Source organism: Ensifer sp. Root558 (genome assembly GCF_001427045.1).
GTDB classification, from domain to species: domain Bacteria; phylum Pseudomonadota; class Alphaproteobacteria; order Rhizobiales; family Rhizobiaceae; genus Ensifer; species Ensifer adhaerens.
Map to the genome: position 1 here is coordinate 720,830 of NZ_LMGC01000001.1, position 22,292 is coordinate 743,121.

21 protein-coding genes are annotated in these 22,292 nt (G+C 63.2%); 12 read left to right on the plus strand and 9 right to left on the minus strand.

What is annotated here, in order from left to right:
* Positions 1-30 precede the first annotated feature (30 nt).
* Positions 31-1,629 carry a tetratricopeptide repeat protein gene (locus ASD63_RS03610; RefSeq protein WP_051659330.1) on the plus strand — a complete coding sequence of 533 codons (1,599 nt, stop codon included), beginning with the start codon at positions 31-33 and terminating at the stop codon, positions 1,627-1,629.
* A gap of 22 nt (positions 1,630-1,651) precedes the next feature.
* Here the strand turns inward: ASD63_RS03610 and mobB are convergent, their stop codons facing one another.
* From mobB to ASD63_RS03625, 3 genes are read right to left on the minus strand one after another with little or no spacing between them, the layout of a single operon-like run.
* Positions 1,652-2,173, minus strand: a complete 522-nt coding sequence (gene mobB / locus ASD63_RS03615) for a molybdopterin-guanine dinucleotide biosynthesis protein B (RefSeq protein ID WP_034795131.1) — start codon at positions 2,171-2,173, stop codon at positions 1,652-1,654.
* Complete coding sequence (gene mobA, locus ASD63_RS03620; RefSeq protein ID WP_034795129.1) at positions 2,170-2,835, minus strand: molybdenum cofactor guanylyltransferase MobA; 666 nt, start codon at positions 2,833-2,835, stop codon at positions 2,170-2,172. Before mobA ends, mobB begins: the two co-directional genes overlap by 4 nt.
* Positions 2,836-2,844: 9 nt before the next feature.
* Positions 2,845-3,753: a DMT family transporter gene (locus tag ASD63_RS03625; RefSeq protein ID WP_060528791.1), complete on the minus strand. Its 909-nt coding sequence runs from the start codon at positions 3,751-3,753 to the stop codon at positions 2,845-2,847.
* A 454-nt stretch (positions 3,754-4,207) separates the two neighbouring features.
* On the opposite strand from ASD63_RS03625, the gene ASD63_RS03630 reads away from it, so the two are divergent.
* On the plus strand, positions 4,208-6,751 hold the full coding sequence (locus ASD63_RS03630; RefSeq protein ID WP_034795123.1) for a methyl-accepting chemotaxis protein: 2,544 nt from the start codon (positions 4,208-4,210) through the stop codon (positions 6,749-6,751).
* 239 nt (positions 6,752-6,990) lie between these two features.
* Here the strand turns inward: ASD63_RS03630 and moaA are convergent, their stop codons facing one another.
* Positions 6,991-8,040, minus strand: a complete 1,050-nt coding sequence (gene moaA, locus ASD63_RS03635) for a GTP 3',8-cyclase MoaA (RefSeq protein WP_082572764.1) — start codon at positions 8,038-8,040, stop codon at positions 6,991-6,993.
* 215 nt (positions 8,041-8,255) lie between these two features.
* Between moaA and ASD63_RS03640 the strand changes: the two genes are divergently transcribed.
* Positions 8,256-8,630 (plus strand): DUF971 domain-containing protein, encoded by a 375-nt coding sequence (locus ASD63_RS03640; RefSeq protein WP_034795121.1) that lies wholly within the window; start codon positions 8,256-8,258, stop codon positions 8,628-8,630.
* 57 nt (positions 8,631-8,687) lie between these two features.
* Here ASD63_RS03640 and ASD63_RS03645 read toward each other — a convergent pair whose 3' ends face one another.
* A complete protein-coding gene (locus tag ASD63_RS03645; RefSeq protein WP_034795119.1) occupies positions 8,688-9,170 on the minus strand; it encodes a MarR family transcriptional regulator in 483 nt (160 codons plus the stop codon).
* Positions 9,171-9,217: 47 nt separating this feature from the next.
* Between ASD63_RS03645 and ASD63_RS03650 the strand changes: the two genes are divergently transcribed.
* From ASD63_RS03650 to ASD63_RS03660, 3 genes are all read left to right on the plus strand, one after another.
* Positions 9,218-10,126 (plus strand): alpha/beta fold hydrolase, encoded by a 909-nt coding sequence (locus ASD63_RS03650; RefSeq protein WP_034795117.1) that lies wholly within the window; start codon positions 9,218-9,220, stop codon positions 10,124-10,126.
* Positions 10,127-10,253: 127 nt separating this feature from the next.
* The gene (locus ASD63_RS03655) at positions 10,254-10,862 is read left to right on the plus strand and encodes a pyridoxamine 5'-phosphate oxidase family protein (protein ID WP_034795114.1); all 609 of its coding nucleotides are present in this window, start codon (positions 10,254-10,256) and stop codon (positions 10,860-10,862) included.
* 54 nt (positions 10,863-10,916) lie between these two features.
* Entirely contained in the window at positions 10,917-11,702 is a 786-nt protein-coding gene (locus ASD63_RS03660) for a M15 family metallopeptidase (protein WP_244495182.1), read from the plus strand.
* A 97-nt stretch (positions 11,703-11,799) separates the two neighbouring features.
* Here the strand turns inward: ASD63_RS03660 and ASD63_RS03665 are convergent, their stop codons facing one another.
* Both ASD63_RS03665 and fumC read right to left on the minus strand, forming a co-directional pair.
* Positions 11,800-12,870, minus strand: coding sequence for a GGDEF domain-containing protein (locus ASD63_RS03665; RefSeq protein ID WP_034795108.1), 1,071 nt, complete (start codon positions 12,868-12,870; stop codon positions 11,800-11,802).
* A 192-nt stretch (positions 12,871-13,062) separates the two neighbouring features.
* The gene (gene fumC / locus ASD63_RS03670) at positions 13,063-14,454 is read right to left on the minus strand and encodes a class II fumarate hydratase (protein WP_034795294.1); all 1,392 of its coding nucleotides are present in this window, start codon (positions 14,452-14,454) and stop codon (positions 13,063-13,065) included.
* A 510-nt stretch (positions 14,455-14,964) separates the two neighbouring features.
* On the opposite strand from fumC, the gene ASD63_RS03675 reads away from it, so the two are divergent.
* Entirely contained in the window at positions 14,965-16,854 is a 1,890-nt protein-coding gene (locus ASD63_RS03675; protein WP_034795105.1) for a murein L,D-transpeptidase, read from the plus strand.
* A 40-nt stretch (positions 16,855-16,894) separates the two neighbouring features.
* On the opposite strand, the gene ASD63_RS03680 is transcribed toward ASD63_RS03675, so the two are convergent.
* Positions 16,895-17,569 (minus strand): HAD family hydrolase, encoded by a 675-nt coding sequence (locus ASD63_RS03680; RefSeq protein WP_034795292.1) that lies wholly within the window; start codon positions 17,567-17,569, stop codon positions 16,895-16,897.
* A gap of 12 nt (positions 17,570-17,581) precedes the next feature.
* Between ASD63_RS03680 and ASD63_RS34865 the strand changes: the two genes are divergently transcribed.
* The 4 genes from ASD63_RS34865 to gor all read left to right on the plus strand — a co-directional run bounded on the left by ASD63_RS34865 (position 17,582) and on the right by gor (position 20,737).
* Positions 17,582-17,749 carry a hypothetical protein gene (locus tag ASD63_RS34865; RefSeq protein WP_156552961.1) on the plus strand — a complete coding sequence of 56 codons (168 nt, stop codon included), beginning with the start codon at positions 17,582-17,584 and terminating at the stop codon, positions 17,747-17,749.
* A 44-nt stretch (positions 17,750-17,793) separates the two neighbouring features.
* Positions 17,794-18,489 carry a ribose-5-phosphate isomerase RpiA gene (gene rpiA / locus ASD63_RS03685; protein ID WP_034795102.1) on the plus strand — a complete coding sequence of 232 codons (696 nt, stop codon included), beginning with the start codon at positions 17,794-17,796 and terminating at the stop codon, positions 18,487-18,489.
* Between the two features lie 119 nt (positions 18,490-18,608).
* Complete coding sequence (locus tag ASD63_RS03690) at positions 18,609-19,157, plus strand: DUF2059 domain-containing protein (RefSeq protein ID WP_034795099.1); 549 nt, start codon at positions 18,609-18,611, stop codon at positions 19,155-19,157.
* 191 nt (positions 19,158-19,348) lie between these two features.
* Entirely contained in the window at positions 19,349-20,737 is a 1,389-nt protein-coding gene (gene gor / locus ASD63_RS03695; RefSeq protein ID WP_034795096.1) for a glutathione-disulfide reductase, read from the plus strand.
* A gap of 6 nt (positions 20,738-20,743) precedes the next feature.
* Here the strand turns inward: gor and ASD63_RS03700 are convergent, their stop codons facing one another.
* Complete coding sequence (locus ASD63_RS03700) at positions 20,744-21,607, minus strand: LysR family transcriptional regulator (RefSeq protein ID WP_034795095.1); 864 nt, start codon at positions 21,605-21,607, stop codon at positions 20,744-20,746.
* Between the two features lie 153 nt (positions 21,608-21,760).
* Between ASD63_RS03700 and ASD63_RS03705 the strand changes: the two genes are divergently transcribed.
* A complete protein-coding gene (locus tag ASD63_RS03705) occupies positions 21,761-22,024 on the plus strand; it encodes a hypothetical protein (protein ID WP_034795092.1) in 264 nt (87 codons plus the stop codon).
* Positions 22,025-22,292 lie beyond the last annotated feature (268 nt).

The window sequence follows — 22,292 nt, forward strand, 5'->3', positions numbered from 1 at the left end:
TCCCTATGCGACTGGTTCTGGAGGGGTGGGATGAAACGTGTCGTCTTCGGGCTCGTTATCGCACTGCTCGTGGAGGCTTCCTTGCCTACGCGTGCCTATGGCGCAGGCACGGCTCTGCCACCATTCGAGCAGGTGCTGGAGCGCGCCGAGGCCGGTGACGTTGAGGCCGAGGTCGATCTCGGCATGCGCTACCAGACCGGCGAAGGTGTTGCCCACGATGTCATGAAAGCCATCGGCTGGTACGGGAGGGCTGCAGCGAAGGGCAACGCGAAAGCCCAGTTCCTGCTCGGCTCGATCTACTTCAACGGTGCCGAAGGTGTGAAGCAGAACTATGTCGAGGCGCTTCGCTGGTTTCGGCTTTCAGCCGATCAGAAGACGCCGGCCGCCCAGTACAATATCGGCGTTCACTACGAACAGGGATTGGGTGTCGCCAAGGATGACGCGCAGGCCGTTGCCTACTACCGGCTGGCAGCGGAGCAGGGCTATGCCGCGGCCCAATACAATTTCGGCTACATGTTTCAGGAGGGGCGCGGAACGACGCGCGATCCGGCCGCGGCCTTCGAATGGTATCGGAAGGCTGCGGACCAGGGGCTGGTTGCGGCCATGCACAATCTTGCCGTCGCCTATTTGCGGGGCAACGGTACGCTGAGGAATGACGCGGAGGCCTATCGCTGGGAGTCGCGCGCCGCGATCGGCGGGGAACCCCGCGCCCAGTACAATCTCGGCGTTATGTATGAGAGAGGCACCGGTGTCGAACGCAGCGTTCCCGAGGCGCTCAACTGGTATGTGCGAGCAGCCGAGCAGGGAAACATCGAAGGGCAGGTGAATGCCGGCAGGCTCTATTTCAACAGCGAGGCGGGGCGGGTCGATACCAAGGAGGGTGATCGCTGGCTGCGGCTTGCTGCGAATGCCGGAAACGGGCAGGCACAAAATCTCCTCTGCACGATCTACGTGCGCGCCTTCGGCGTCGGGCGCGACGATCGGGAGGCGGTGAAGTGGTGCCGGATGGCGGCGGACCGGGGCATGGTCTCGGCGCAGGTGGATCTGGCAATCTTCTACATGCTGGGTCGCGGTGTCGAGAAGGACGAGGCTCAGGCATTCGAGCTGTTCCTGAAGGCGGCAGAACAGGGAAACCCGCAAGCGCAGATGAATGTCGGCGCCATGTACCTGACGGGTGCCGGCGTCGATGAAAACTACGCCGAGGCGCACCGCTGGTTCCTGATGCTTGCCGATCGCGGAGATCCCAAAGGGCAATTCAACCTGGCGGTCATGTATGCGAATGGCCAAGGTATCGAGAAGAACGCGAAGGAGGCGGCGCGGCTCTACAAGCTTTCGGCTGACCAGGGTTATGCCTTGGCGCAGTTCAATCTCGCCATCGCCTATCTCAATGGCATCGGCGTGGAGATTGACGCTCCGGCTGCCGTCAGGTGGTTCCGCAAGGCGGCGGAGCAAGGAAATGCGGACGCCCAATTCTTTCTCGGTATCGCCTATGCGAGAGGCGATGGGGTGGAGCAGGATCTTTCAGCCGCGGCCGAGTGGTATGCCAAGGCGGCCGCGCAAGGGATGCAGAAAGCGCAGGAGTTGCTGGCGAAGCTGCCTGAAGAGTATCGCCGTGCCTCACAGCGTTGAGCCTGCAGCGCCTTCGCGCATTTCAGACGCCTTTGCGCTGTAGCCCTGTGACCTTCTCGACGAAATCGGCAATTGCCGCCGTGTCGTCGAGCTCGAACACTGGCAGATCGGAGCCTTCTACCGGATGATCGGCAGCGATTGCGCAGATGTGGGGGTCGGTGGGCGCCAGCGGCTCGCGGTTCGCTGACTCCAGACGACGAGCCTCGACCTTCGGGATCGGTTCGCGCTTGTAGCCTTCGATGAGGACGAGATCGCAAGGCGCGAGCCGCGCCAGGATCTCCTTGAAGCTTGGCTCCGGGGCGCCGCGCAATTCGTGCATGATGGCAAATCGCGTGCCGGAGACGATCGTCACCTCATGGGCGCCGGCCTCGCGGTGACGGTAGCTGTCGGCCCCGACCTTGTCGATATCGAAGTCGTGGTGGGCGTGCTTGACGGTGGAGACGATGTAGCCGCGCCGCGTTAGCTCGGTGACGAGCCGTACCATCAGGCCGGTCTTGCCCGAATTCTTCCAGCCGGCGATGCCGAAGATCTTCATGGCGCTCATGTTTTGTCATCCTCGAAGAAACGCAACCATTGCTCCGCGTCGGTCAGATCCTCGGGCGTGTTGACGTTGAAGAACGTATCGAATGCGCCTTCTGCCGTCGCGATAAGCGGAAAATCGACCGTTACCGAAGGGTGGCGTTCGATGAAGGCGCGGACGCGGCGCTTCGGGTCACTTGTCAGAAAGGTCTCAAGCTCGTCCGCAAGGGCGACCGGCCAGAGCCCGAACAACGGATGCATCTGCCCGTTGGATGCCGCAACGGCAATCTGCTGGTGCTCTGTCAGGCCGGCAATCATTCGGGTGACGAGATCATCCGGAAAGAACGGCGTATCGGTCGGAACAACGACGACGTGGCTTGCTGCCGGATTGGTCGCCGCGACATGGCGCATGGCTGTCAGCACGCCGGCAAGCGGGCCGAGAAAACCGGGGACTGTGTCGGCGATGACGAGCACGCCTCTGTCGATGGCGCCGGCCGGATCGACGTTGAGGTTGACGGCGACGCTCGTCACCTGAGGCCGGAGCCGGACGACGATGCGCGTCAACATCGTCTGGCCGCCCAGCTGAAGGCCGAACTTCGGGCTGCCCATACGGCGCGACAATCCGCCGCCAAGCACGACGGCGGGCAGGGGTGCGCTGATCAGGGGCGAGGGACGGCTTCCGGGCATTGTCGGCTCCTATTCCAGTGGGCCGGTCAGCGAGCGCTGGGCGACGGCTTTGCGACCGCGCAGCGTCTCGCGATAGAAGGTGTAGAGACCCGAACCGATGATGATCGCGACGCCGACCAGCATCCAGTGATCCGGCACCTCGGCAAAGAAGAAGATGCCGATCGCAATCGACCAGATCAGGCTGGTGTAGCGGAAGGGGGCGATCACCGAAATGTCGCCGGCCCGCATCGCCAGCACGATCGTCTGGTAGCCGAGCATCAGCAGAACGCTTGCCGCAGCGATATGGCTGATGGTCGTCGTCGACATCGGCTGCCAGCCGCCCATCGGCTGGATGAGCAAGGCGCCGACGAGGGTGGTGACGAGCGAAGTCGATACGGTGATGTAGAGCGCCGGCACGTCGTGGCCGATGCGGCGGGTACAGAGGTCGCGGGTGGCGGTGACGAAGACGCACCCAACCACGGTCAGCGCCGCCGGCGTGAAGCCCTCGGGGCCCGGCCGGAGCACGATCAGCACGCCGATGAAGCCGGCGATGATCGCGGTCCAGCGGCGCCAGCCGACCGGTTCGCCGAGGAAGAGCGCGGCGCCGAGCGTGACGGCCAGGGGAAGCGCCTGCATGATTGCCGAGGCGTTGGCGAGCGGGATCTGGCCGAGGGCCGAGATATAGGTGACCGAGGCCAGCGCCTCCATGGCGATGCGCAAGAGGATCACCGGCCGCATCAGCGTTCCGATCGGCCGGAAGGCGCGAAAATGCCAGGCCGCGAGCACGACCATCAGCGTCGTCAGCAAACCGCGCACGAAGATGATCTGCCCCACATTCATTGCGCCGGTGACGGATTTGACGAGCGCGTCGTTGCACGAGAACGTGACCATCGCCAGGCACATGAAAAGAATGCCGCGGAAATTGGTGGAGGCTTGCATGCTGGCTGTCCTGCGACGCCGGGCAAGCGGCCTGCGCTGCCGGCGGATGGGGAGGCGAATCCGTGAATGGATCGCCTAATGTTTAAGCATTGGCTGCCGGGTTGTGCAAACGGGATCGCATGCCGCTCCGACTTTTCTTGTCCGACAAGTAGAAGGATTGCCTTCGAGGGAGAACCATTGCCGGAAAGACTGTCGCATGCCGGTAAAGCCGGTGTGCTCGAACATAAGCTTATTCGCGGAATCTTAAGTTTCGCTGCCTATCGTCGCGGCAATTCCGCATCCATTCGCATGACGCGATCGGCGGGGTGGCGCCGCAATAAACCTTGCAGGGTGGCCATTCCAGGGACGTTTGCTTGAGGCTTGGGAGAGCCTCCGGCCGATGGCCCATCGGTGTTTCCACCAAGAAAAACCGCCGCGCGGGCCTGCTTCCCATAAGAATAATCAGGGGTGCGCAATGTCTTTCATCGATCGCTTGCTGCAACGGCTGCGTATCGTCACCAAGGTGCTGCTTTTCGTGGTTCCGCTCGTGGCGCTTATCGCCGGCATTGGTCTCATCGGCTTCTTCACTGCCCGCACGCTCAACGGCCATATGACCGTGACGCGGGAAACCATCAACAATCTCTCGGATTTCCAGGCGCTGCGCGGCGCGCTGCAGGCTTTTGCTGATGCGCCGAGCGAGGAGACGCGCACGGCACTGTCGGCCCAGATCGACGAACAGGAAAGCGGCGTGAAGACGCTCGACGGCCTGTTGACCCGTGCCGAGGACAAGGCGGAAATCGCTTCGGTGCTTACGCTTGGTCAAGCCATGCGCAGCCAGACGGACAAGCTCTGGGCGACCAAGCTCGAGCGCGACCAGGTAACAGCGTCACTCGACAAGGCGCTTGCCGACATGACCGAACAGGGCAATGGCGCCTACAAGCAGATCGACATCATCCGCAAGGAATCGGGTGAGAAGGAAGCTTTTGCCAAGGCGTTGCTGTTCGATGCCGCCGCCTATCAGGGCCTTGCGGAGCGCATCAAGAAATTCCGCCTGCCGGTAACCATGGCCGTCAACCCCGACGCCAAGATCGACCAGGCGAACAAGCTTCTGCCGCATCTCATGAAGCAGATCGAAGAGGCGGAAAAGATCGCCTCGGAAAAGGTGCAGGCGCCGATTGCCGAACTGAAGGATCAGGCAACGAAGGTGCAGGCGACCCTTGCCGGCGGCGATGACAACGAGGCGAAGAAGAACGCGCTGGTGCCGATCCTCAGCAAGTTCTCGAAATACGAAGCGGACTTTGCCAAGGAGGCCGCAAAGAATTCCGACACGGCCGCCAAGCGCTTCGTCGGCATGGATGCCGAGATCTCGCAGCTGAAGACCCTGATCGCGCTGATGGGCGACACCTTCAAGGGCCTCGACAGCACGCGGCTGCACATCAGCGAACTGCATCGCAAGCTCGATGCCGCCGGCCGCGAGCCGGTCATGGCCGACATCCTGGCGGTTCGCGAAACCTCAGCCAAGCTCGGCGAACTCGGCGGCAAGAACGCTGCCCTTCGCGACCTTCCGGGTAAGCTCGGCCCGTCGCTCGACAACATCGACAAGGACACCGCTGCATTGATCGACGTCGGCGGCCGCTGGCAAACGGCAAAGAGCGAAGCGGCGACGATGGTCGCAGCCGCCAGCACGACGCTCGAAAGCTTCGTCAGCAGCGCCCAGGAGGCCGGCAAGGTCGACAGCCAGCGTTCGGCCGACGTTTCGATCGTGGCGATGATCGCCGGCACGCTGCTCGCCATCATCGGTGGCCTGATGCTGGTCGAGACGCTGCGCGGTCCGCTGAAGCGCGTGACCGAAACGATGACGCGGCTTGCCAATGGTGACCTCGACGTTGCCATCGAAGGCCGCAACCGCGGCGACGAGATCGGCGACATGGTGCGCTCGGTTGCCGTCTTCCGCGACAATGCGGTCGAGAATGTCCGGCTTGGTCGTGAGGCCGAGGCCGCGCGCGCGCTTTCTGCAGAAGAGGAAACGCGCCGGGCTGCTGAGCGCGCCCGCATCGAGGCCGAGCAGATGCAGGCGCTGAACGCGCTCTCCGACGTGCTCGCAGCACTTGCCGATGGCGATCTCGAAGAGGGCATGTCCGAGGATCTGCCCGCCGATTACGTGATCATGGCCCGCACCTACAACAATGCGGTCGAGGCGCTGCGGGCGACGCTTGCCGACGTGCGCGTTGTCACCGGCGAGATCACCGGCGGCACCGGCAATCTCGCCGCGTCGGCTGACGATCTGGCGCGCCGGACCGAGCAGCAGGCGGCAGCCCTCGAGGAAAGCTCGCGGGCCCTGCGTCAATTGACCGATATCGTCCGCGCGACGGCCGAAAGCGCCCGCAAGACAACGGTTTCGGTCGGTGAAACCAACTCCTACGCCAAGCATTCCGGCGAAGTGGTCGCCAAGGCGATCGATGCCATGGCCGAGATCAACCGCTCCTCGGAGAAGATCAGCACGATCATCGGCGTCATCGACGAGATCGCGTTCCAAACGAACCTGCTTGCGCTCAACGCCGGCGTCGAGGCGGCGCGGGCAGGCGAGGCGGGCCGCGGCTTTGCGGTGGTGGCGCAGGAGGTGCGCGAACTCGCCCAGCGCTGTGCCGGGGCTGCCCGCGAGATCAAGGGGCTGATTTCCGAAAGCTCGGCACAGGTGAGAAGCGGCGTCGCTCTCGTCCAGGAAACCGGCGACGCGCTGACAGTGATCAACAGCCACATAGGCACGATCCACGACCTCGTCAGCAACATCGAGGCTTCGGCCGCCGACCAGTACACCGGTCTCAACGAGGTGAACTCGGCGGTGCATCAGGTCGAGATGATCACCCAGCAGAACGCCGCGATGGTCGAGGAAAACACCGCCGAGATCCATGGCCTGCGCCGGCAGGTGGAAGCGCTCAACGACAAGATCGAACGCTTCCGTACCGGGACGGACGGTATCGGCGCCCGCGGACAGGGGCATCGAAGCTACGCGGCTTGAGTGTCCGGGCGGGCGGCTTGGGCACCCGCTGACCAAACCTCTCCCCGCAGGCGGGGCGAGGGAACGTGCCGGACGGTCAAGCGCGCCCATACAGGCGCTATCCACTTACACGCGGAATACGTGGGGACACGAAGATGTGCCCCACATTCCCTTCTCCCCACCTGCGCGGAGAAGGTGCCGGCAGGCGGTTGAGGGGCCGCCTGCCGGTTGTTCTTCCAAATTGGTATCCTGATGAAAGATCAGCCGCCGGTGACGCTCATGTGGCGGGCAACCGCCGGGCGGTTGTGCTCGCGGTCGATGATGAAGTCGTGGCCCTTCGGCTTGCGGCCGATCGCCTCGTCGATCACCTGGCTGAGATAGGCATCGTCTTCGGAAGCGCGCAGCGCTGTGCGCAGGTCGGCCGCGTCGTTCTGCCCGAGGCACATATAGAGCGTGCCGGTGCAGGTGAGACGGACGCGGTTGCAGCTCTCGCAGAAATTATGCGTCATCGGCGTGATCAGGCCGAGCCTTCCGCCGGTTTCCGCCACCTCGAGGTAACGGGCAGGGCCGCCGGTGCGATAGGGAATCTCCGAGAAGGTGAACTGCTCTTCCAGTTGCCGGCGCATTTCCGACAGCGGCATGTAGTGGTCGGTCCGGTCTTCTTCGATCTCGCCCATCGGCATGGTCTCGATCAAGGTCAGGTCCATGCCGCGGCCATGGGCCCAGCGCATGAGATCGGGAATCTCTGCGTCGTTGAAGCCTTTCAACGCAACGGCATTGATCTTGATCTTCAGGCCGGCGGCCTGGGCTGCGTCGATGCCTTCCAGAACCTTGGAGAGATCGCCCCAGCGGGTGATCTGATGAAACTTTGCCGGGTCGAGCGTGTCGAGCGAGACGTTGATGCGCTTGACGCCGCAGTCTGCAAGCTCGGCGGCATATTTCGCAAGCTGCGAGCCGTTGGTCGTCAGCGTCAGCTCGTCGAGCCGGCCGGCCTCGATCTCGCGACCGAGTTCGCGCACCAGAAACATGATGTTCTTGCGCACCAGCGGCTCGCCGCCGGTGAGCCTGAGCTTGCGGACACCCTTCTCGATGAAGGCGGAACAGAGACGCTGCAATTCTTCGAGCGTCAGCAGATCCTTCTTCGGCAGGAAGGTCATGTGCTCGGCCATGCAATAGGTGCAGCGGAAATCGCAGCGGTCGGTAACGGACACGCGCAGATAGGTGATCGCCCGGCCGAAGGGGTCGATCATCGGGGCTGTCTTCTGCTCCAGCGGCAGAGCGCCAGATCTGTCTATCGTTGCTGTGTTCAAGCGTCTTTCTCCCAGCCCCTTCAATGTCGTCGTCGAAGATCGTCGCGTCAAGGCGCATACTGTCGCAAAGTGTTGATCGGAAGAGACGGGTAATTCTCGCGCGCCGATTTCTGCGCTAGTGCATTGTTGTCCTTCAGAGCAATGCCGCATCGGGGGACGCAGATTACGGCGAATGGCCGGCATCCGGTTTGTCGTACGCGAAAGGAAGCAGCGAAATGAGCGAAGTCTGGCCGACGGAATTGCGAGTGTCGAAGGATCGCCACCGGCTTGTGGTGACGTTCAACGACGGAGCCTCCTTCGATCTCTCGGCCGAGATGCTGCGGGTGCTTTCGCCGTCGGCCGAAGTGCAGGGCCATGGTCCCGGTCAGCGGGTGACCGTGCCCGGCAAGCGCAACGTGCAGATCATTTCGGTGCAGCCGACCGGCAACTATGCGGTGCGCATCGGCTTTGACGACTTCCACGACACCGGCATCTTCACCTGGAACTACCTGCGCGAACTCGGCGAAAAGGGTGCGGAGCTGTTTGCCGGCTACGAGCAGGAGCTCGTGGAGAAGGGCATGTCACGGGACAAGGCCGAGAAGCCGCGCTGACGACGGCCGTGCGCTCTCGCGTGGTTTCATGCATGCGGCGCCCGCGTGGCGCCCACCTCAGGCCAATTCGCCTTCCTCCCGCAAGAGCAGGCCGATCAGCCGCTCCATGGAGCGGGTGACCACCAAGCAGTCATCGATCGACTCATCGTCGAGCAATCTTTCGATCAGCGCCGTGTGGATCTCCATCGCGGCCTCCGTCAGCGTGCGGCCCTCGGGCGTCAGCGATAGCCTGAGCACCCGTTTGTCCTTCTCGTCACCGCGACGCAGGATCAGGCCGCGTTTTTCCAGATGCGGCAGCAGCATGCTCATGTTGGAGCGGCCGACCAGCAGCTTGCGTGCCAGTTCCTGCTGCGAGATGCCGTCGAACCGGTAGAGATTGATCAGGATGTCGAGATGCGGGGGCTTGATATCGAGATGGGCGATCTCGCGGGTTACCGTCTGCTGCATCAATTGGCAGGCACGGGCAACCGCGATCCAGCTGCGGAAGCGGGGGTGGTCCCAGGGAAAATGATGTTCTGTGGTCACTTGATTTTTGTTCATCGTTGTACAATTATGTTCAGCATTGAACATTTTTAGAGATTCCCACTATGGCATCCTTTGCGATCAAGGTCATCCGCAACGCGCTGAAAGGCGTCGACGCGTTTTCACCCGAGGCGGCCGGGCGGCTCGCTTTCAGGCTGTTCACCCTCACGCCCGGCAGAAGGCCGAAGAATGCCAAGGAAAGGGCGGCGCTTGCGGCTGCAGCCCCGGTGATCGCCAGGGGGCAGCCGGTGACGCTCTCCTATGCCGGCGGCTGGGTGCTGGCGCGCAAGTTCGCCGCACCGCGCGAGGCTGCCAACACCAAGCGCATTCTCCTCGTGCACGGCTGGGGATCGCGCAGCGACTATCTGGCGGCGATGATCGACGGCCTGGTCAAGGGCGGCGCCGAGGTGGTGACGCTCGATTGGCCAGGGCACGGCGCTTCGCCGGGGCGCACGCTGACGATGCCGGCGGCGGTTCGAGCGATCGACGCGGCCTGGCGGCATTTCGGCAATTTCGACGTCTGTGTCGGCCATTCCTTCGGCGGCGGCAGCCTGGCCTGTGCGGCCGGCGGCATCGTCTGCGACGTGCACAGCCATATGCCGAGAAAGCTGGTGCTGATCGGCGCGCCGAGCGAGATGACCTGGCTTTTCAAAGGGTTCGGAAAAATCCTTCGCCTGTCGCCAAAGGCGCAGGCGGCTTTCGAAGGCGTGGTCGAGCGTCTGTCCGGACGGCGCCTTGATGATTTCGATGCCGCGCGCGTGATCCAGGCGCGTGCCGTGCCGACGCTCATCATCCATGCGGAAGACGACAAGGAAGTCTCCGCCGACCATGCGCGCCGTTATGCGGCGGCCGGGCCGAATGTCGAGATGCACTGGGCAAACGGTTTTGGCCACAGGCGCATTGTTTCGGCCGCACCGGTGATTGCGCGGATCAACGCCTTCATACACGCGGAAGATCAAAAAGCCGTCGCCTGACTATTTTTCGTTGACCTCGTCATCAGTCTGTCATGCTATCGGCCGAAGGGTCACTGGCCCGGGATTCGGCGCGCAGATCAGCGCCCTGATCGTTCCCCGGGGAAATCTGGCAGCATTGGGGGACGGTATGTCGATCATCGCCTCGGTCGAGGAACTCAACGCGCTCTATGGCGGCGTCAGCGAAGCATCGGTGGCCAAGGTCACCAAGACGCTGACGGCTGAATACCGGCTGATGATCGAGGCATCGCCTTTCTGCGCGCTCGCGACCGTCGGTCCGGAGGGCCTGGATTGCTCGCCGCGCGGGGACGATGATTGCGTCGTGCGGATCGCCGACGACAGGACGGTGCTGATTCCGGACTGGCGCGGCAACAACCGCGTCGATTCGCTCGCCAATATCGTGCGCGATCCGCGCGTGGCGCTGATGTTCCTGATCCCCGGCTCGAACACGACGATGCGCATCAACGGCACGGCGGTCCTCAGTGTCGATCCTGGCTTGACGGAAAGCTTCGAGGTCGACGGCAAACATCCGCGCAGCGTTATCGTCGTGACGATCGGTGAGGTCTATTTCCAATGCGCCCGCGCCGTCATGCGCGCCCAGCTCTGGAACCCAGACCGCTTCCTCGATCCGGCATCGCTGCCGACGCCTGGCACGCTTCTGAAGGCCGCCAAGGCGGATTTCGACCGTGACACCTATGACCGAGAATGGCCGGAGCGCGCCGCCAAGACCATGTGGTAGGCTGCGTCCCGGCTGATCGGCACGATTGGCCAAGCACAGAGGCTGGAGGCGAGGGTGCTGCGGCAAGCTATGACAGGTGCACTCCTGCTCGCTCTCCTAATCGGCAAGGCGTCTGCCACCGAGCCGTTGCTGTCGGAGAAGCTCAGGCTGCTGGCAGCCCGCTACCCTGATGCCATCGAGCGCATCGAGAATAATGCCCTGGTCCTCAGGGATGGCGGACCGCCGATCATCATCGACGACGGCCGAGCGAAAAGCCATGCCGAGAAACTCGCGGCAGGAGACGTCGAGGACAGCCTGTCGCAGATCTATCCGCTCGGCGCCTGTGCGACGCCACCGGCGGTCGATTTCGACCCGGGGCGCATCCGCAGCGAAGCGCTGCTGAAACGGCTCTATGGCGGCAGCGCTGCAGCCGTCCGGCGGGATCTCGTGAGCGTGGACTGGTTCGGCGAATGGCTGCAAGTGACGAGGAAGCACGGGATGGCGGCGGCGCTGAAGGCTGTTGCTGCTGACCTTTCGCGGCAAGCCGAACTCAAGCGCTATCTCAGCCCGAGTGCCGGTACCTTCAACTGGCGGCCAATTGCCGGCGCTGCGACGCTGTCGGTCCACAGCTTCGGTGCGGCCATCGATATCAACACGCGCTTTGCCGACTATTGGCGTTGGGCGGGAAAAGCCAGGGGCGGCTATCGCAACCGCTATCCGCTGGACATCGTCCAAGCCTTCGAGAAACACGGCTTCATCTGGGGCGGCCGCTGGTATCACTTCGACACGATGCACTTCGAGTACCGGCCGGAGATCATCGCAATCGCTCGCGCCGCAGGCGCCGATTCCTGCCGCCGGTAACGCATTTGAGCGGAAAGCGGGCTCGTTGCCCATGAAACGCAAAAGGCGCCCGTGAAGGCGCCCGTTGTCGGTTTCGTTTCAGGTAGGCGCTGCTGTCTCAGCGGCGGTAGATCAGCCAGTTGCGGCCGGATTCCTTGCGCATGCCGTCTTCGAAGAGAACCGTCTTGTTGCGGCCGGCGTTCTTGGCCGAGTAGAGCGCGATGTCGGCCTTGTTGTAGAGGTCGACCGGGTCTTCGGCGGCCGTCGCCATGCAGACGCCGACGGACAGCGTGATCGGGCCGTAATTGACGCCGGTCTTGGAGTTGCGGAAGGGCGTTGCGGCCAGCACAGTGCGGATGCGGTCGGCGATCTGGAGGCATTCTTCCTGGCTGCTGTCGCCGAGGATGATGGCGAACTCCTCACCGCCGGTGCGCGCGACGAAGGCTTCGCGGCGCAGGTTGGCGCGCAGCACGCCGCCGACGGTCGCAAGGATCTTGTCGCCGACCGGATGGCCGAAGGTGTCGTTGACCTTCTTGAAATGGTCGATGTCGGCAACGAGCAGGCCGGTGAAGTTTCGCAGGTGCTCGTTGTTGTAGACGGCCGCCAGATTGTCGTCGAAGGCACGGCGGTTGGCGAGCCGCGTCAGCGAGTCGGTGTTGGCGATACGCTTGTACTCGTCGAGTTCCTGCCGAATGACCTCCATCTCGAAGGACTTCTGCACGACAGTCTCGACGCGTTCCTTGCCCTGGCTCATCGTCTCGGCCGTGGCGTCGGTCAGGATGCCGATTGCGTGGCGCAGGATATCGGCGCTCGACGCGCTCTTGCTGACGATGTTGACATAGGCCTCGTCGAGAACCTTGTTGTAGTTCTCGAGCGCATATTGCTCGTCGCGCAACAGGGTGACGAGTTCGGCAAGCTTGGCCGCAAGCGTGGTGTGGGCGCGTTCGATGCCGGTGGAGCGATGGATGTGGCTGAAGTACTGCGCGCCGATTGCATCCAGTTCTTCCTGGGTCGCGCGGCTGCCGAGCGCTGCCAGCTCCTTCGACAATTGCGGGTTGGAGCCGAGATAGGCTTCGTAATAGAGCTCGTAGTTGCGGGGGATGGGCGCCACGCCCATCATGCGCATCGCATGGGTTACCTGCGCTGCGATATCGGGCGTCTGAGCCTTGCCCGAGCTTGCCGTTTGCATCTGCAAACCCCCTAATATGAAACGCTGCTTATCGGTCATTATTTTTAGGGGCAAATGATTTGCGAAGTCTTAATATTTGCCGCCGTCGCGCCGCCGCATCATGACCGATCACGGCAGATTTTGCCGATCGACAGTGCGTTCGCGACATCAAAGCCACGGCGCCTTGGAGGCGCCGTGGTGTATCAAAATGGATCAGGCCGGGCTGATCATTGTTTCCGGACGAACGACCGCGTCGAACTCTTCGTTCGTCACATAGCCGCCGCCGACTGCTTCTTCGCGCAGCGTCGTGCCGTTCTTGTGGGCGGTCTTGGCGATCTTGGCGGCGTTGTCGTAGCCGATCTTCGGAGCAAGCGCCGTCACCAGCATCAGCGAGCGGTCGAGTGCCGCCTTGATGTTGTCTTCGCGTGCCTCGATGCCGACGACGCAATTGTCGGTGAAGGATACGGCCGCATCGGCCAGCAGCTGTACCGACTGCAGGAAGTTGTAGGCCATCAGCGGGTTGAAGACGTTGAGCTCGAAATGGCCCTGGCTGCCGGCGAAGGTGAGTGCGGCGTGGTTGCCGAACACCTGGACGCAGACCTGGGTCAGGGCTTCGCACTGGGTCGGGTTGACCTTGCCGGGCATGATCGACGAGCCAGGCTCGTTTTCGGGCAGCGACAGTTCGCCAAGACCCGAGCGCGGGCCGGAGCCGAGGAAGCGGATGTCGTTGGCGATCTTGAAGAGGGCGGCGGCTGTCGCATTGATCGCGCCATGGCTGAAGACCATGGAATCATGGGCGGCGAGCGCTTCGAACTTGTTCGGCGCCGAGGTAAACGCGATCCCGGTGATCTTGGCGATCTCTTCAGCGACCTTTTCGGCAAAGCCGACAGGCGCATTGAGGCCGGTACCGACGGCCGTGCCGCCCTGGGCGAGTTCGCAAAGGCCCGGCAGCGTCATTTCGATGCGCTTGATCGAGGAGGCGACCTGCGCCGCGTAGCCGGAGAACTCCTGGCCGAGCGTCAGCGGCGTTGCGTCCTGGGTGTGGGTGCGGCCGATCTTGATGATGTGGTCGAACGCCTTGACCTTGGCTTCGAGCGCCTTGTGCAGGTGCTTCAGCGCCGGCAGCAGGTCATGGATGACGCGCTCGGCGCAGGCGATGTGCATGGCCGTCGGATAGGTGTCGTTCGACGACTGGCTCATATTGACGTGGTCGTTCGGATGCACCGGCTTCTTCGAGCCCATGACGCCGCCGAGCAGTTCGATGGCTCGGTTCGAGATCACCTCGTTGGCGTTCATGTTCGACTGCGTGCCGGAGCCGGTCTGCCAGACGACGAGCGGGAAGTGGTCGTTGAGCTTGCCGTCGATCACTTCCTGCGAAGCCTTGACGATGGCGTCGGCGACGGTCGAATCCAGCCGGCCGAGCGCCTGGTTGGTGCGGGCGGCCGCCTGCTTGACGATGCCGAGCGCCCGGACGATCGAGGCCGGCTGTTTTTCCCAGCCGATCTTGAAGTTGCCGAGCGAACGCTGGGCCTGGGCGCCCCAATAGCGGTCATTTGCCACTTCGATGGGGCCGAACGTATCTGTTTCCGTGCGCGTCGATGTCATCGTGATACCTGCCTTGATCATGCGGTTCATCAAGCCTGGGCGAGGGGCCGTGTGGCCGATCTCTCCAGGGTGCCGGGCCTCTCTCTGCCCCGACGGCTGGAGCTTGTAAAGGGGCGGTCCATGGCTGGCCATGCTACAATCGTTTGAAACCCCTTGGGCGTGGCGGGTGCATGTCGCGTCACCGTGATTCGGTCCTTGCCGGGCGTTTGGCGGCGTTGTGATGTTTCGGTCACAGACGCCATCTTCTTTTCCAGCGCCGATCGCCGGCCGCCGCCCGTGCCAACGCGCGCACCGAAATAAAATCCAGTGGGATCAAATTTTTATCGCTCGCTGAACGTCCTGCAAATGAGGCGTTGGGGAGATTCTAAACGGAGGTTCGAGGACGATCGTTATCGGCGCGTTTCCTTTTCATTCACCATCCTTTTCTATAACTTTTAGCGCACGAGGGCGTGGCGAGAATCTGGCTTCAGCCGAATTCGGCGACAACGCGATACGGGGACGTAGTTTCATATGAGAGTTCTTAAGACGGCAGCGATCGTGGCGCTCATGAGCGGCTGTGCGATCGCGACCATGGACGCGCGGCCGGCTTCGGCCTTCACGTTCGGCGATTTCATTCGGGCAGGCAGAAAGAAGCCCGAGGCGCAGCAGGTGCAACCGACCCAGCCGCTCCCCGGCGTCGGCACGATGGCTGACCCGCAGCAGGCGGCCAAGCCGCTGCCGAAGATCACCGGCCCGAAATACTATACCTACAAGGCGGAGCCGCTGCGTCGGATCGCAACCGACAAGCTGCTCGATCCCTTGGTCACCGGCTCCGTGCGCAACGACGCGCTGCCGCCGGTGCTGCGCATGCCGCTGGCTGACGCGCGGCAGTTCCTTCCCGGCATCAATGTGCGCGCCTCGGGTGACGTCGCAAAGGCGGTCGAAGCCCATTACGGCGCCCGCATGGATTACATCTGGATTGGCGCCGAAGGCGTCAACGCCAAGGCGAAGGCGGCGGTTGCCGTTCTTGCCGACGCCGCCAAGGTCGGCCTCGATCCGCAGGATTATGCCGTCAGCGTGCCCTCCGATACGTTCGATCGCGGCGACATGATCGCCCGCGAGAAAGAGCTCGTGCAGTTCGAGATCGCGCTTTCGGCAGCGACGCTCAGCTACGTGCAGGACACGGTGCGCGGTCGCATCGACCCGAACAAGATCTCCGGCTATCACGACTTCAAGCGCAAGACGGTGGATCTGCTACCGCTTCTCGACAAGATGTCGGCAAGCAGCGACATGACCGCGCTTCTCAATGAGCAGAACCCGAAGAGCGCGCAATTTGCCGCTCTTTCTGCCGAACTGGTGAAGCTGCGCTCCGAGCAGAGCGTCGAGCAGCGCGTCGAAATCGCGCCCGGCACGCTGCTGAAGCCGGGGCAGAGCAATCCCGAGCTCGCCAACGTCATCGCAGGTATCCGCCTCAAGGGCTCGGAGAAGCTGAAGGCCGATCATGCCACGGTTCTTGCCGCCTACCAGGGCACGCCGGAATACACGCCGGAGCTGGTTGCTGTGGTGGAGGCCTTTCAGCAGGAGCACGGGCTCAAGGCCGACGGTGTCGTCGGCCAGGCGTCGCTTCGCATCCTGACGGGCGGCGACACGGTCGCCTCCAAGATCAACAAGCTCGAAATCGCCATGGAGCAGGCGCGCTGGCTGCCGGATGGTCTCGGCGACCGCTACGTCTTCATCAACCAGCCGGCCTTTACCGCCACCTACGCCGACAAGGGCGCCGAGCAGTTCTCCATGCGCGTCGTCGTCGGGTCCAAGGCGAACCAGACCTACTTCTTCCAGGACGAGATCCAGACGGTCGAGGTCAACCCCTACTGGGGCGTGCCGCAGTCGATCATCGTCAACGAGATGCTGCCGAAGCTCAGGAGCGACCCGAACTATCTCGACCGGATGGGCTACCAGGTCGAGGTCGGCGGTCGCCCGGTCCCGTCCGCATCGGTCAACTGGAACGGCTCGACCGCATCGGTTGCCGTGCGTCAGCCGCCGAGCAGCGACAATGCGCTTGGCGAGTTGAAGATCCTGTTCCCCAACAGTCACGCGATCTACATGCACGACACGCCGTCGAAGAGCTTCTTCAAGCGTGACAATCGCGCGCTCAGCCATGGCTGCGTGCGGCTTGCCGATCCTCGCCTGATGGCGGCAGCCGTGCTCGGCACGAGCGTCGACGATGTCGGCAAGGAGATCGCCGGCGGCCGCAACAAGGCGCTGCAGGTCCCGGTGAAGGTTCCCGTCTACGTCGCCTACTTCACGGCTTGGCCGAACAAGGACGGCGTGGTCGAGTACTTCAACGACGTCTATGAGCGCGACATGTATATGAACCGGGCCTTCGAGGCGACGCGCGGCGCACGCCGGGCGGAAGGATAAGCAAGAAAAAGGCCGCTTCGAGCGGCCTTTTTCTTGTCTTCTATTTGGAAAACAGGCCCGAGACCAGATCCGGGGTCAGTTCGTCGAAGTGGCTGATGACAACGGTGGGGTCGAGGCTTTCGACCGGCACATCGGAATAGCCGAAGGGAACGGCGATCGAGGGCACCTGAGCATTGCGGGCGACGAGGAAGTCGTTGAGGCTGTCGCCGACCATCACGGCGCGGGTTGCCAGGCCCCCGGCATTGGAGACCGTGCGCAGCAGGTGGGCAGCATCCGGTTTGCGCACTTCGAAGGTATCGCCGCCCGATATCGCGGCGAAGCGCTCGATCAGGCCGAGCCGTTCGAGCAGACGCGTGGCGAGCTTTTCCGGCTTGTTGGTGCAGACCGCGAGCTTGAAGCCGGCGCCGGATAGGCGGTCGAGCGCGTCGACCAGGCCCGGATAGGGCAGCGAATCGCCCGGCATCGAGCCGTGGTAGAAATCGACGAACTCCTTCAGCTGCCATTCCAGCATGTCTTCGGCCAGCGGCTTTTGCCGCATCGCAAAGGTGCGCTCGATCATGGCGCGGGCACCGTGGCCGACGAGATGGGTGAGGTCGCCGTAGGTGACCGGCTCGACGCCGGCCTGGGTAACCGCATGGTTGAGGCTGGCGACCAGGTCTGGGGCCGTGTCGACGAGCGTTCCGTCGAGGTCGAAGACGACAATGGGAGAAGACAAGGAGAAAACCTCTTGGCGCTGAAAACCGTTGTTGATCGGGTAGGCGAACTCATCGGCGATTGCAATGGCAAGCGGTGCCGGCAAGCACACGGAATCCTGAGTGCCGATTTCATTTTGACTTTTGTTTGCGTCGTCGGGCGTGTAAGTGTCACAGCGGAAAAACGGGCGGCCGTTCGCTGATTGCGGCCTGCTGCCCGTGCGAATCACAAGGGAGCGACCGGCGCATGGACGCCCGCGAAATGAAGATCAAAGCCGCGGCCGCGGCGCTGGAATATGTCGAAGACGGCATGCGTCTCGGCATCGGCACGGGTTCCACGGCCGAGGAGTTTGTGCGGCTCCTGGCCGAGAAGGTTGCAGCGGGCTTTCGCATCGAAGGCGTTCCCACCTCGGAGCGCACGGCGCGGCTCTGCCTCGAACTCGGTGTTTCGCTGAAGTCGCTCGACGAGCTGCCCGAACTGGACCTGACGATCGACGGCGCCGACGAGGTCGATGGTCAGCTGCGTCTGATTAAGGGCGGCGGCGGCGCGCTGCTGCGCGAAAAGATCGTTGCGGCTGCGTCCAAGCGCATGATCGTGATTGCCGACGAGACGAAAGTGGTCGACGTTCTCGGCGCCTTCAAGCTTCCGATCGAGGTCAATCCTTTCGGTCAGGTGGCAACCCGGATCGCGATCGAAAAGGTTGCCTCGCGCCTCGGACTTTCCGGCGACATCACTGTCCGCCAGTCCCATGACGGCGCCTTTCTGACGGACGGCGGGCACCTCATTCTCGATGCATCTTTTGGCCGTATTCCTGATGCAGATGCGCTCGCCGGGGAGCTGAATGCCATTCCCGGCGTCGTCGAGCACGGGCTTTTCATCGGCATCGCTTCGCTGGCAATCATTGCCGGGCCGCAAGGGGCACGCACGCTGACTGCGTCCTGAGCCGGCTTCGCTGCCCCGTCAGGGGCAGGAGCGGTGAAGACAACAGGTTTCCATACATGCGGGCCTGGCGGCGGCAATCGCCCGGGCAGCATGCGACAAACACAGGAGCAAGGGTAAAAATGAACAAACTCGCAGGTCTTGTCCGCACTTTCGCTGCCACCGCGGTTCTGCTGTCTGCGTCCGTTCCGGCGGTTAAGGCCCAGGACGTCTCCGAAGACCAGATCAAGGCGGCGCGCGCGACGATCGCTGCTCTCGGCGTAACCAACAGCTTCGACAACATTCTGCCGAACCTTGCCGAGCGCCTGAAGAACACGCTGATCCAGGCATCGCCGAACCATCAGGAACTGATCACCGCGACCGTCGACGATAAGGCGCTGAGCCTTGCCGCCCGCCGCGCCGATCTCGAGAACGAAGCCGCGACGATCTACGCCAAGACCTTTTCGCTCGAAGAGCTGAACGCGATCACCGAGTTCTACAACTCCGCCGCCGGCAAGAAGCTCCTGAACGACGGCCCGATCGCGTCCCGCGAACTCCTGAAGGCCGCCGACATCTGGGCATCGGGCGTATCGCGCGACCTGACCCAGGAAGCGACCAAGTCGCTCGACGAGAAGGTCGGCTCCACCCAGCCGGCAGCAGCCGAAGGTGCAGTTCAGGCGCCGGCACAATAAGCTGCGGCGCCGAGCGCCTTCATCACGTTTCGAGGAGCCCGGAGCGATCCGGGCTTTTCTTTTGCCCGGAGGCTCCACTATATGTGCCTGCGACGCGGCCATCGGCTGCGCCCGGTTGCGTGTCGGCCCAGGATCGTTCGGCGCGCTTTTCAGATCGCCATTTCGGCCCGCTTGCTTTCAGGAGACTGCCCATGCCCGCTTTCGACTATGACCTTTTCGTAATCGGCGGCGGTTCGGGCGGCGTGCGCAGCGGGCGCCTTGCAGCAAGCCTCGGCAAGAAGGTCGCGATCGCGGAAGAGTTTCGCTATGGCGGCACCTGCGTTATCCGCGGCTGCGTTCCGAAGAAGCTTTATGTCTACGCGTCGCAGTTTTCCGAGCACTTCGAAGATGCAGCGGGCTTCGGCTGGACGGTCGGCGAAAGCACGTTCGACTGGAAGAAGCTGGTCGCCGCCAAGGAGCAGGAAATCACCCGGCTCGAAGGGCTCTACCAGAAGGGCCTCAACAATGCGGGCGCCGAAATCCTGCATACGCGCGCCGAGCTCGTCGGCCCGAACACGGTTCGCCTGCTCGACAGCGGCAAGACGGTAACGGCCGAACGCATCGTCATTGCCGTCGGAGGTCATCCGACCCCGCATGACGCGCTGCCCGGCCACGAGCACTGCATTTCCTCCAACGAAGCCTTCGACCTTGCGGAACTGCCGAAGTCGATCCTGATCGCCGGCGGCGGCTACATCGCCGTCGAGTTCGCCAATGTCTTCCACGGCCTCGGCGTCGAGACGACGCTGATCTATCGCGGCAAGGAAATTCTCTCGCGGTTCGACCATGACCTGCGCCGCGGGCTGCACGTCGCGATGGAGGAGAAGGGCATCCGCATCCTTTGCGAGGACATCATCCAGTCCGTTGCGCTCGACGCCGACGGCAAGCGCGTCGCGCACACGATGAAGCACGGCGACATCGTCGCCGACCAGGTCATGCTGGCGCTCGGGCGTGTGCCGAACACCAGAGGTCTCGGCCTGGAGGCCGCCGGCGTCAAGACGGACGAGCGCGGCGCCATCATCGTCGACGCCTTCTCGCGCACCAGCGCGCCCGGCATCTATGCGCTTGGCGATGTGACGGACCGCGTTCAGCTGACGCCGGTCGCGATCCATGAGGCGATGTGCTTCATCGAGACCGAGTACAAGAACAATCCGGTGTCGCCGGACCACGACTTGATCGCAACTGCCGTCTTCTCGCAGCCGGAAATCGGTACCGTCGGCCTGACCGAAGAGGAAGCGACGCGCCGGTTCGACGAACTCGAAGTCTACCGCGCCGAGTTCAGGCCGATGAAGGCGACGCTTTCGGGCCGCAAGGAAAAGATGATCATGAAACTGATCGTCAATGCCGCCGACCGCAAGGTGCTCGGCGCCCATATCCTCGGTCACGACGCCGGCGAAATGGCGCAGCTGCTCGGCATTTCGCTGAAGGCCGGCTGCACCAAGGACGATTTCGACCGGACGATGGCGGTGCACCCGACGGCGGCGGAAGAATTGGTAACGATGTATTCGCCGTCCTATCGCATCCGCAAGGGCGAGCGGGTCTGAGCCGCCTCAGGCGGAAGCTCCTGCAAACCGCGCCTCCTCGCGTTTGAAAAGATCGGCGAGACGATCGATGACCGTCCGGACCTCCGGACGGCGCCGGTCGTCGTCGTTTGCCGCGATCCACAACGGATGCGTCAGGCCCTCGATCAATTCGCCTTCGCGCTTCAGGAATGGATCACCTTCGCCGACGAAGGCGGGCAGGACGCCGCGGCCGGCGCCATTGCGGATCAGCCGCACGAGAAGAGCGGCACTGTCGGTCCACGTATGGATCTGCTGCTCGCGGTTTTCAAAGACCCATTTTTCAGCCGGCGAGCTGGCAACTTCGGTGCCAATCGATATCCAGGGAAAGTCCTCGCGCTCCGGCATGTTGCGGGCGCGATAGACGGCATAGGCGATGTTCACCGAGCGGCGCACTGCCACGTTGCCGGAGCGGGGCTGTTCGTACAGGACGGCCACATCGGCCTCTCTGAAGGTCAGGTCGAGGCCGCGGTGCGCATGTTTGCAGCAAAAGCGAAAGCCGTCGCCCGAGCCGCGGATGTCGGTTGAATGATCGGCCACGAAGCCCGCGACCCAGGCGTCGCTTGCGACTGAGACGATCGGCAGCGCGAAGGCGTCGCGGTGCCAATCGGAGATATTTGCGGCGGCATTCCGCATGGCACGGACATGTTCGAGCAGGATCTGGCCATCGTGGGCGAGGCGGTAGCCTTGCTGGCTGCGGATGAAGAGTGCCCTGCCGGTCGCTCGCTCGAGCGCGAGCATGCGGCGGCCGATGGTCGGCGCGCTCAACCCCGTTCGCGTGGCAGCCCCGCTCAAGCCACCCTCGGTCGCAACGTGATAAAAGAGTTTCAAATCGTCCCAGGCTGCCTCGGCCATAAGCACTCCATGGCGGTCATTGTCTCGTAGTAGCGCGGGTCGTCCGCCCTGACTTCCGTTCGCGGATGAAAGACGTCTTTCAACGGTGCGCCTACAACGCTGCCGGCGAAGACATTAGGTCTCCGATTGTCTCAAGGCAAAGGAGGCGAGACCATGTTTGAACATTGGGCGGTCATGTGGACGGTTCTGCAGCGTGAACGTCGCCGCGGGTCACGCAACGGCTTGGATGATCCGCTCGACGGACCGGAGTGGCGTGGCCTGCACTGGGTGCTGCCGGCCTTCTCTTTTCTGCTTAACCGGCGCAGATCGGACGCGCGCTTGACGCGTTCCGATGCGCCACTCACCGAACGCACACGCGCGCGCTGGGACGTGAGGGCCAGCCATTGCCGGCCGCAAGCCGCCGGGCACGATCGCTGAACAATCTGTCGCCTATCTTGGCGGCGGCTGTAGCATCAGGGATGCCACTATCCCATTGAAACTGCGCAGCGTTCTTTCGATATAGGGAGCAGGACTTTCGGGATCGTGCGCTCCGCGGAAATATCGTTGCGCCCCGGGCGCCCTGCAAAGCAATGAATTCTGGTAGGATGGCTTTCCAAGCGTTTCCTTAACGTCTATAAGCCCGCATTCCGCGGCGTTTCCGGCTGGGCGGGCACGAGGCTTGGCCAAGTGACCGGGGCAGGGCGAG

What these genes read in the sequence shown, in the direction of transcription:
- ASD63_RS03650 (WP_034795117.1), top strand. Translation starts at nt 9,218, where the DNA reads ATGGCATCCTTTGCGATCAAGGTCATCCGCAACGCGCTGAAAGGCGTC.
- ASD63_RS03690 (WP_034795099.1), top strand. Translation starts at nt 18,609, where the DNA reads ATGAACAAACTCGCAGGTCTTGTCCGCACTTTCGCTGCCACCGCGGTT.
- ASD63_RS03640 (WP_034795121.1), top strand. Translation starts at nt 8,256, where the DNA reads ATGAGCGAAGTCTGGCCGACGGAATTGCGAGTGTCGAAGGATCGCCAC.
- rpiA (WP_034795102.1), top strand. Translation starts at nt 17,794, where the DNA reads ATGGACGCCCGCGAAATGAAGATCAAAGCCGCGGCCGCGGCGCTGGAA.
- ASD63_RS03655 (WP_034795114.1), top strand. Translation starts at nt 10,254, where the DNA reads ATGTCGATCATCGCCTCGGTCGAGGAACTCAACGCGCTCTATGGCGGC.
- gor (WP_034795096.1), top strand. Translation starts at nt 19,349, where the DNA reads ATGCCCGCTTTCGACTATGACCTTTTCGTAATCGGCGGCGGTTCGGGC.
- ASD63_RS03675 (WP_034795105.1), top strand. Translation starts at nt 14,965, where the DNA reads ATGAGAGTTCTTAAGACGGCAGCGATCGTGGCGCTCATGAGCGGCTGT.
- mobB (WP_034795131.1), bottom strand. Translation starts at nt 2,173, where the DNA reads ATGAGCGCCATGAAGATCTTCGGCATCGCCGGCTGGAAGAATTCGGGC.
- ASD63_RS03700 (WP_034795095.1), bottom strand. Translation starts at nt 21,607, where the DNA reads ATGGCCGAGGCAGCCTGGGACGATTTGAAACTCTTTTATCACGTTGCG.
- ASD63_RS03665 (WP_034795108.1), bottom strand. Translation starts at nt 12,870, where the DNA reads ATGCAAACGGCAAGCTCGGGCAAGGCTCAGACGCCCGATATCGCAGCG.
- ASD63_RS03630 (WP_034795123.1), top strand. Translation starts at nt 4,208, where the DNA reads ATGTCTTTCATCGATCGCTTGCTGCAACGGCTGCGTATCGTCACCAAG.
- ASD63_RS03625 (WP_060528791.1), bottom strand. Translation starts at nt 3,753, where the DNA reads ATGCAAGCCTCCACCAATTTCCGCGGCATTCTTTTCATGTGCCTGGCG.
- fumC (WP_034795294.1), bottom strand. Translation starts at nt 14,454, where the DNA reads ATGACATCGACGCGCACGGAAACAGATACGTTCGGCCCCATCGAAGTG.
- ASD63_RS03645 (WP_034795119.1), bottom strand. Translation starts at nt 9,170, where the DNA reads ATGAACAAAAATCAAGTGACCACAGAACATCATTTTCCCTGGGACCAC.
- mobA (WP_034795129.1), bottom strand. Translation starts at nt 2,835, where the DNA reads ATGCCCGGAAGCCGTCCCTCGCCCCTGATCAGCGCACCCCTGCCCGCC.
- ASD63_RS03705 (WP_034795092.1), top strand. Translation starts at nt 21,761, where the DNA reads ATGTTTGAACATTGGGCGGTCATGTGGACGGTTCTGCAGCGTGAACGT.
- ASD63_RS03610 (WP_051659330.1), top strand. Translation starts at nt 31, where the DNA reads ATGAAACGTGTCGTCTTCGGGCTCGTTATCGCACTGCTCGTGGAGGCT.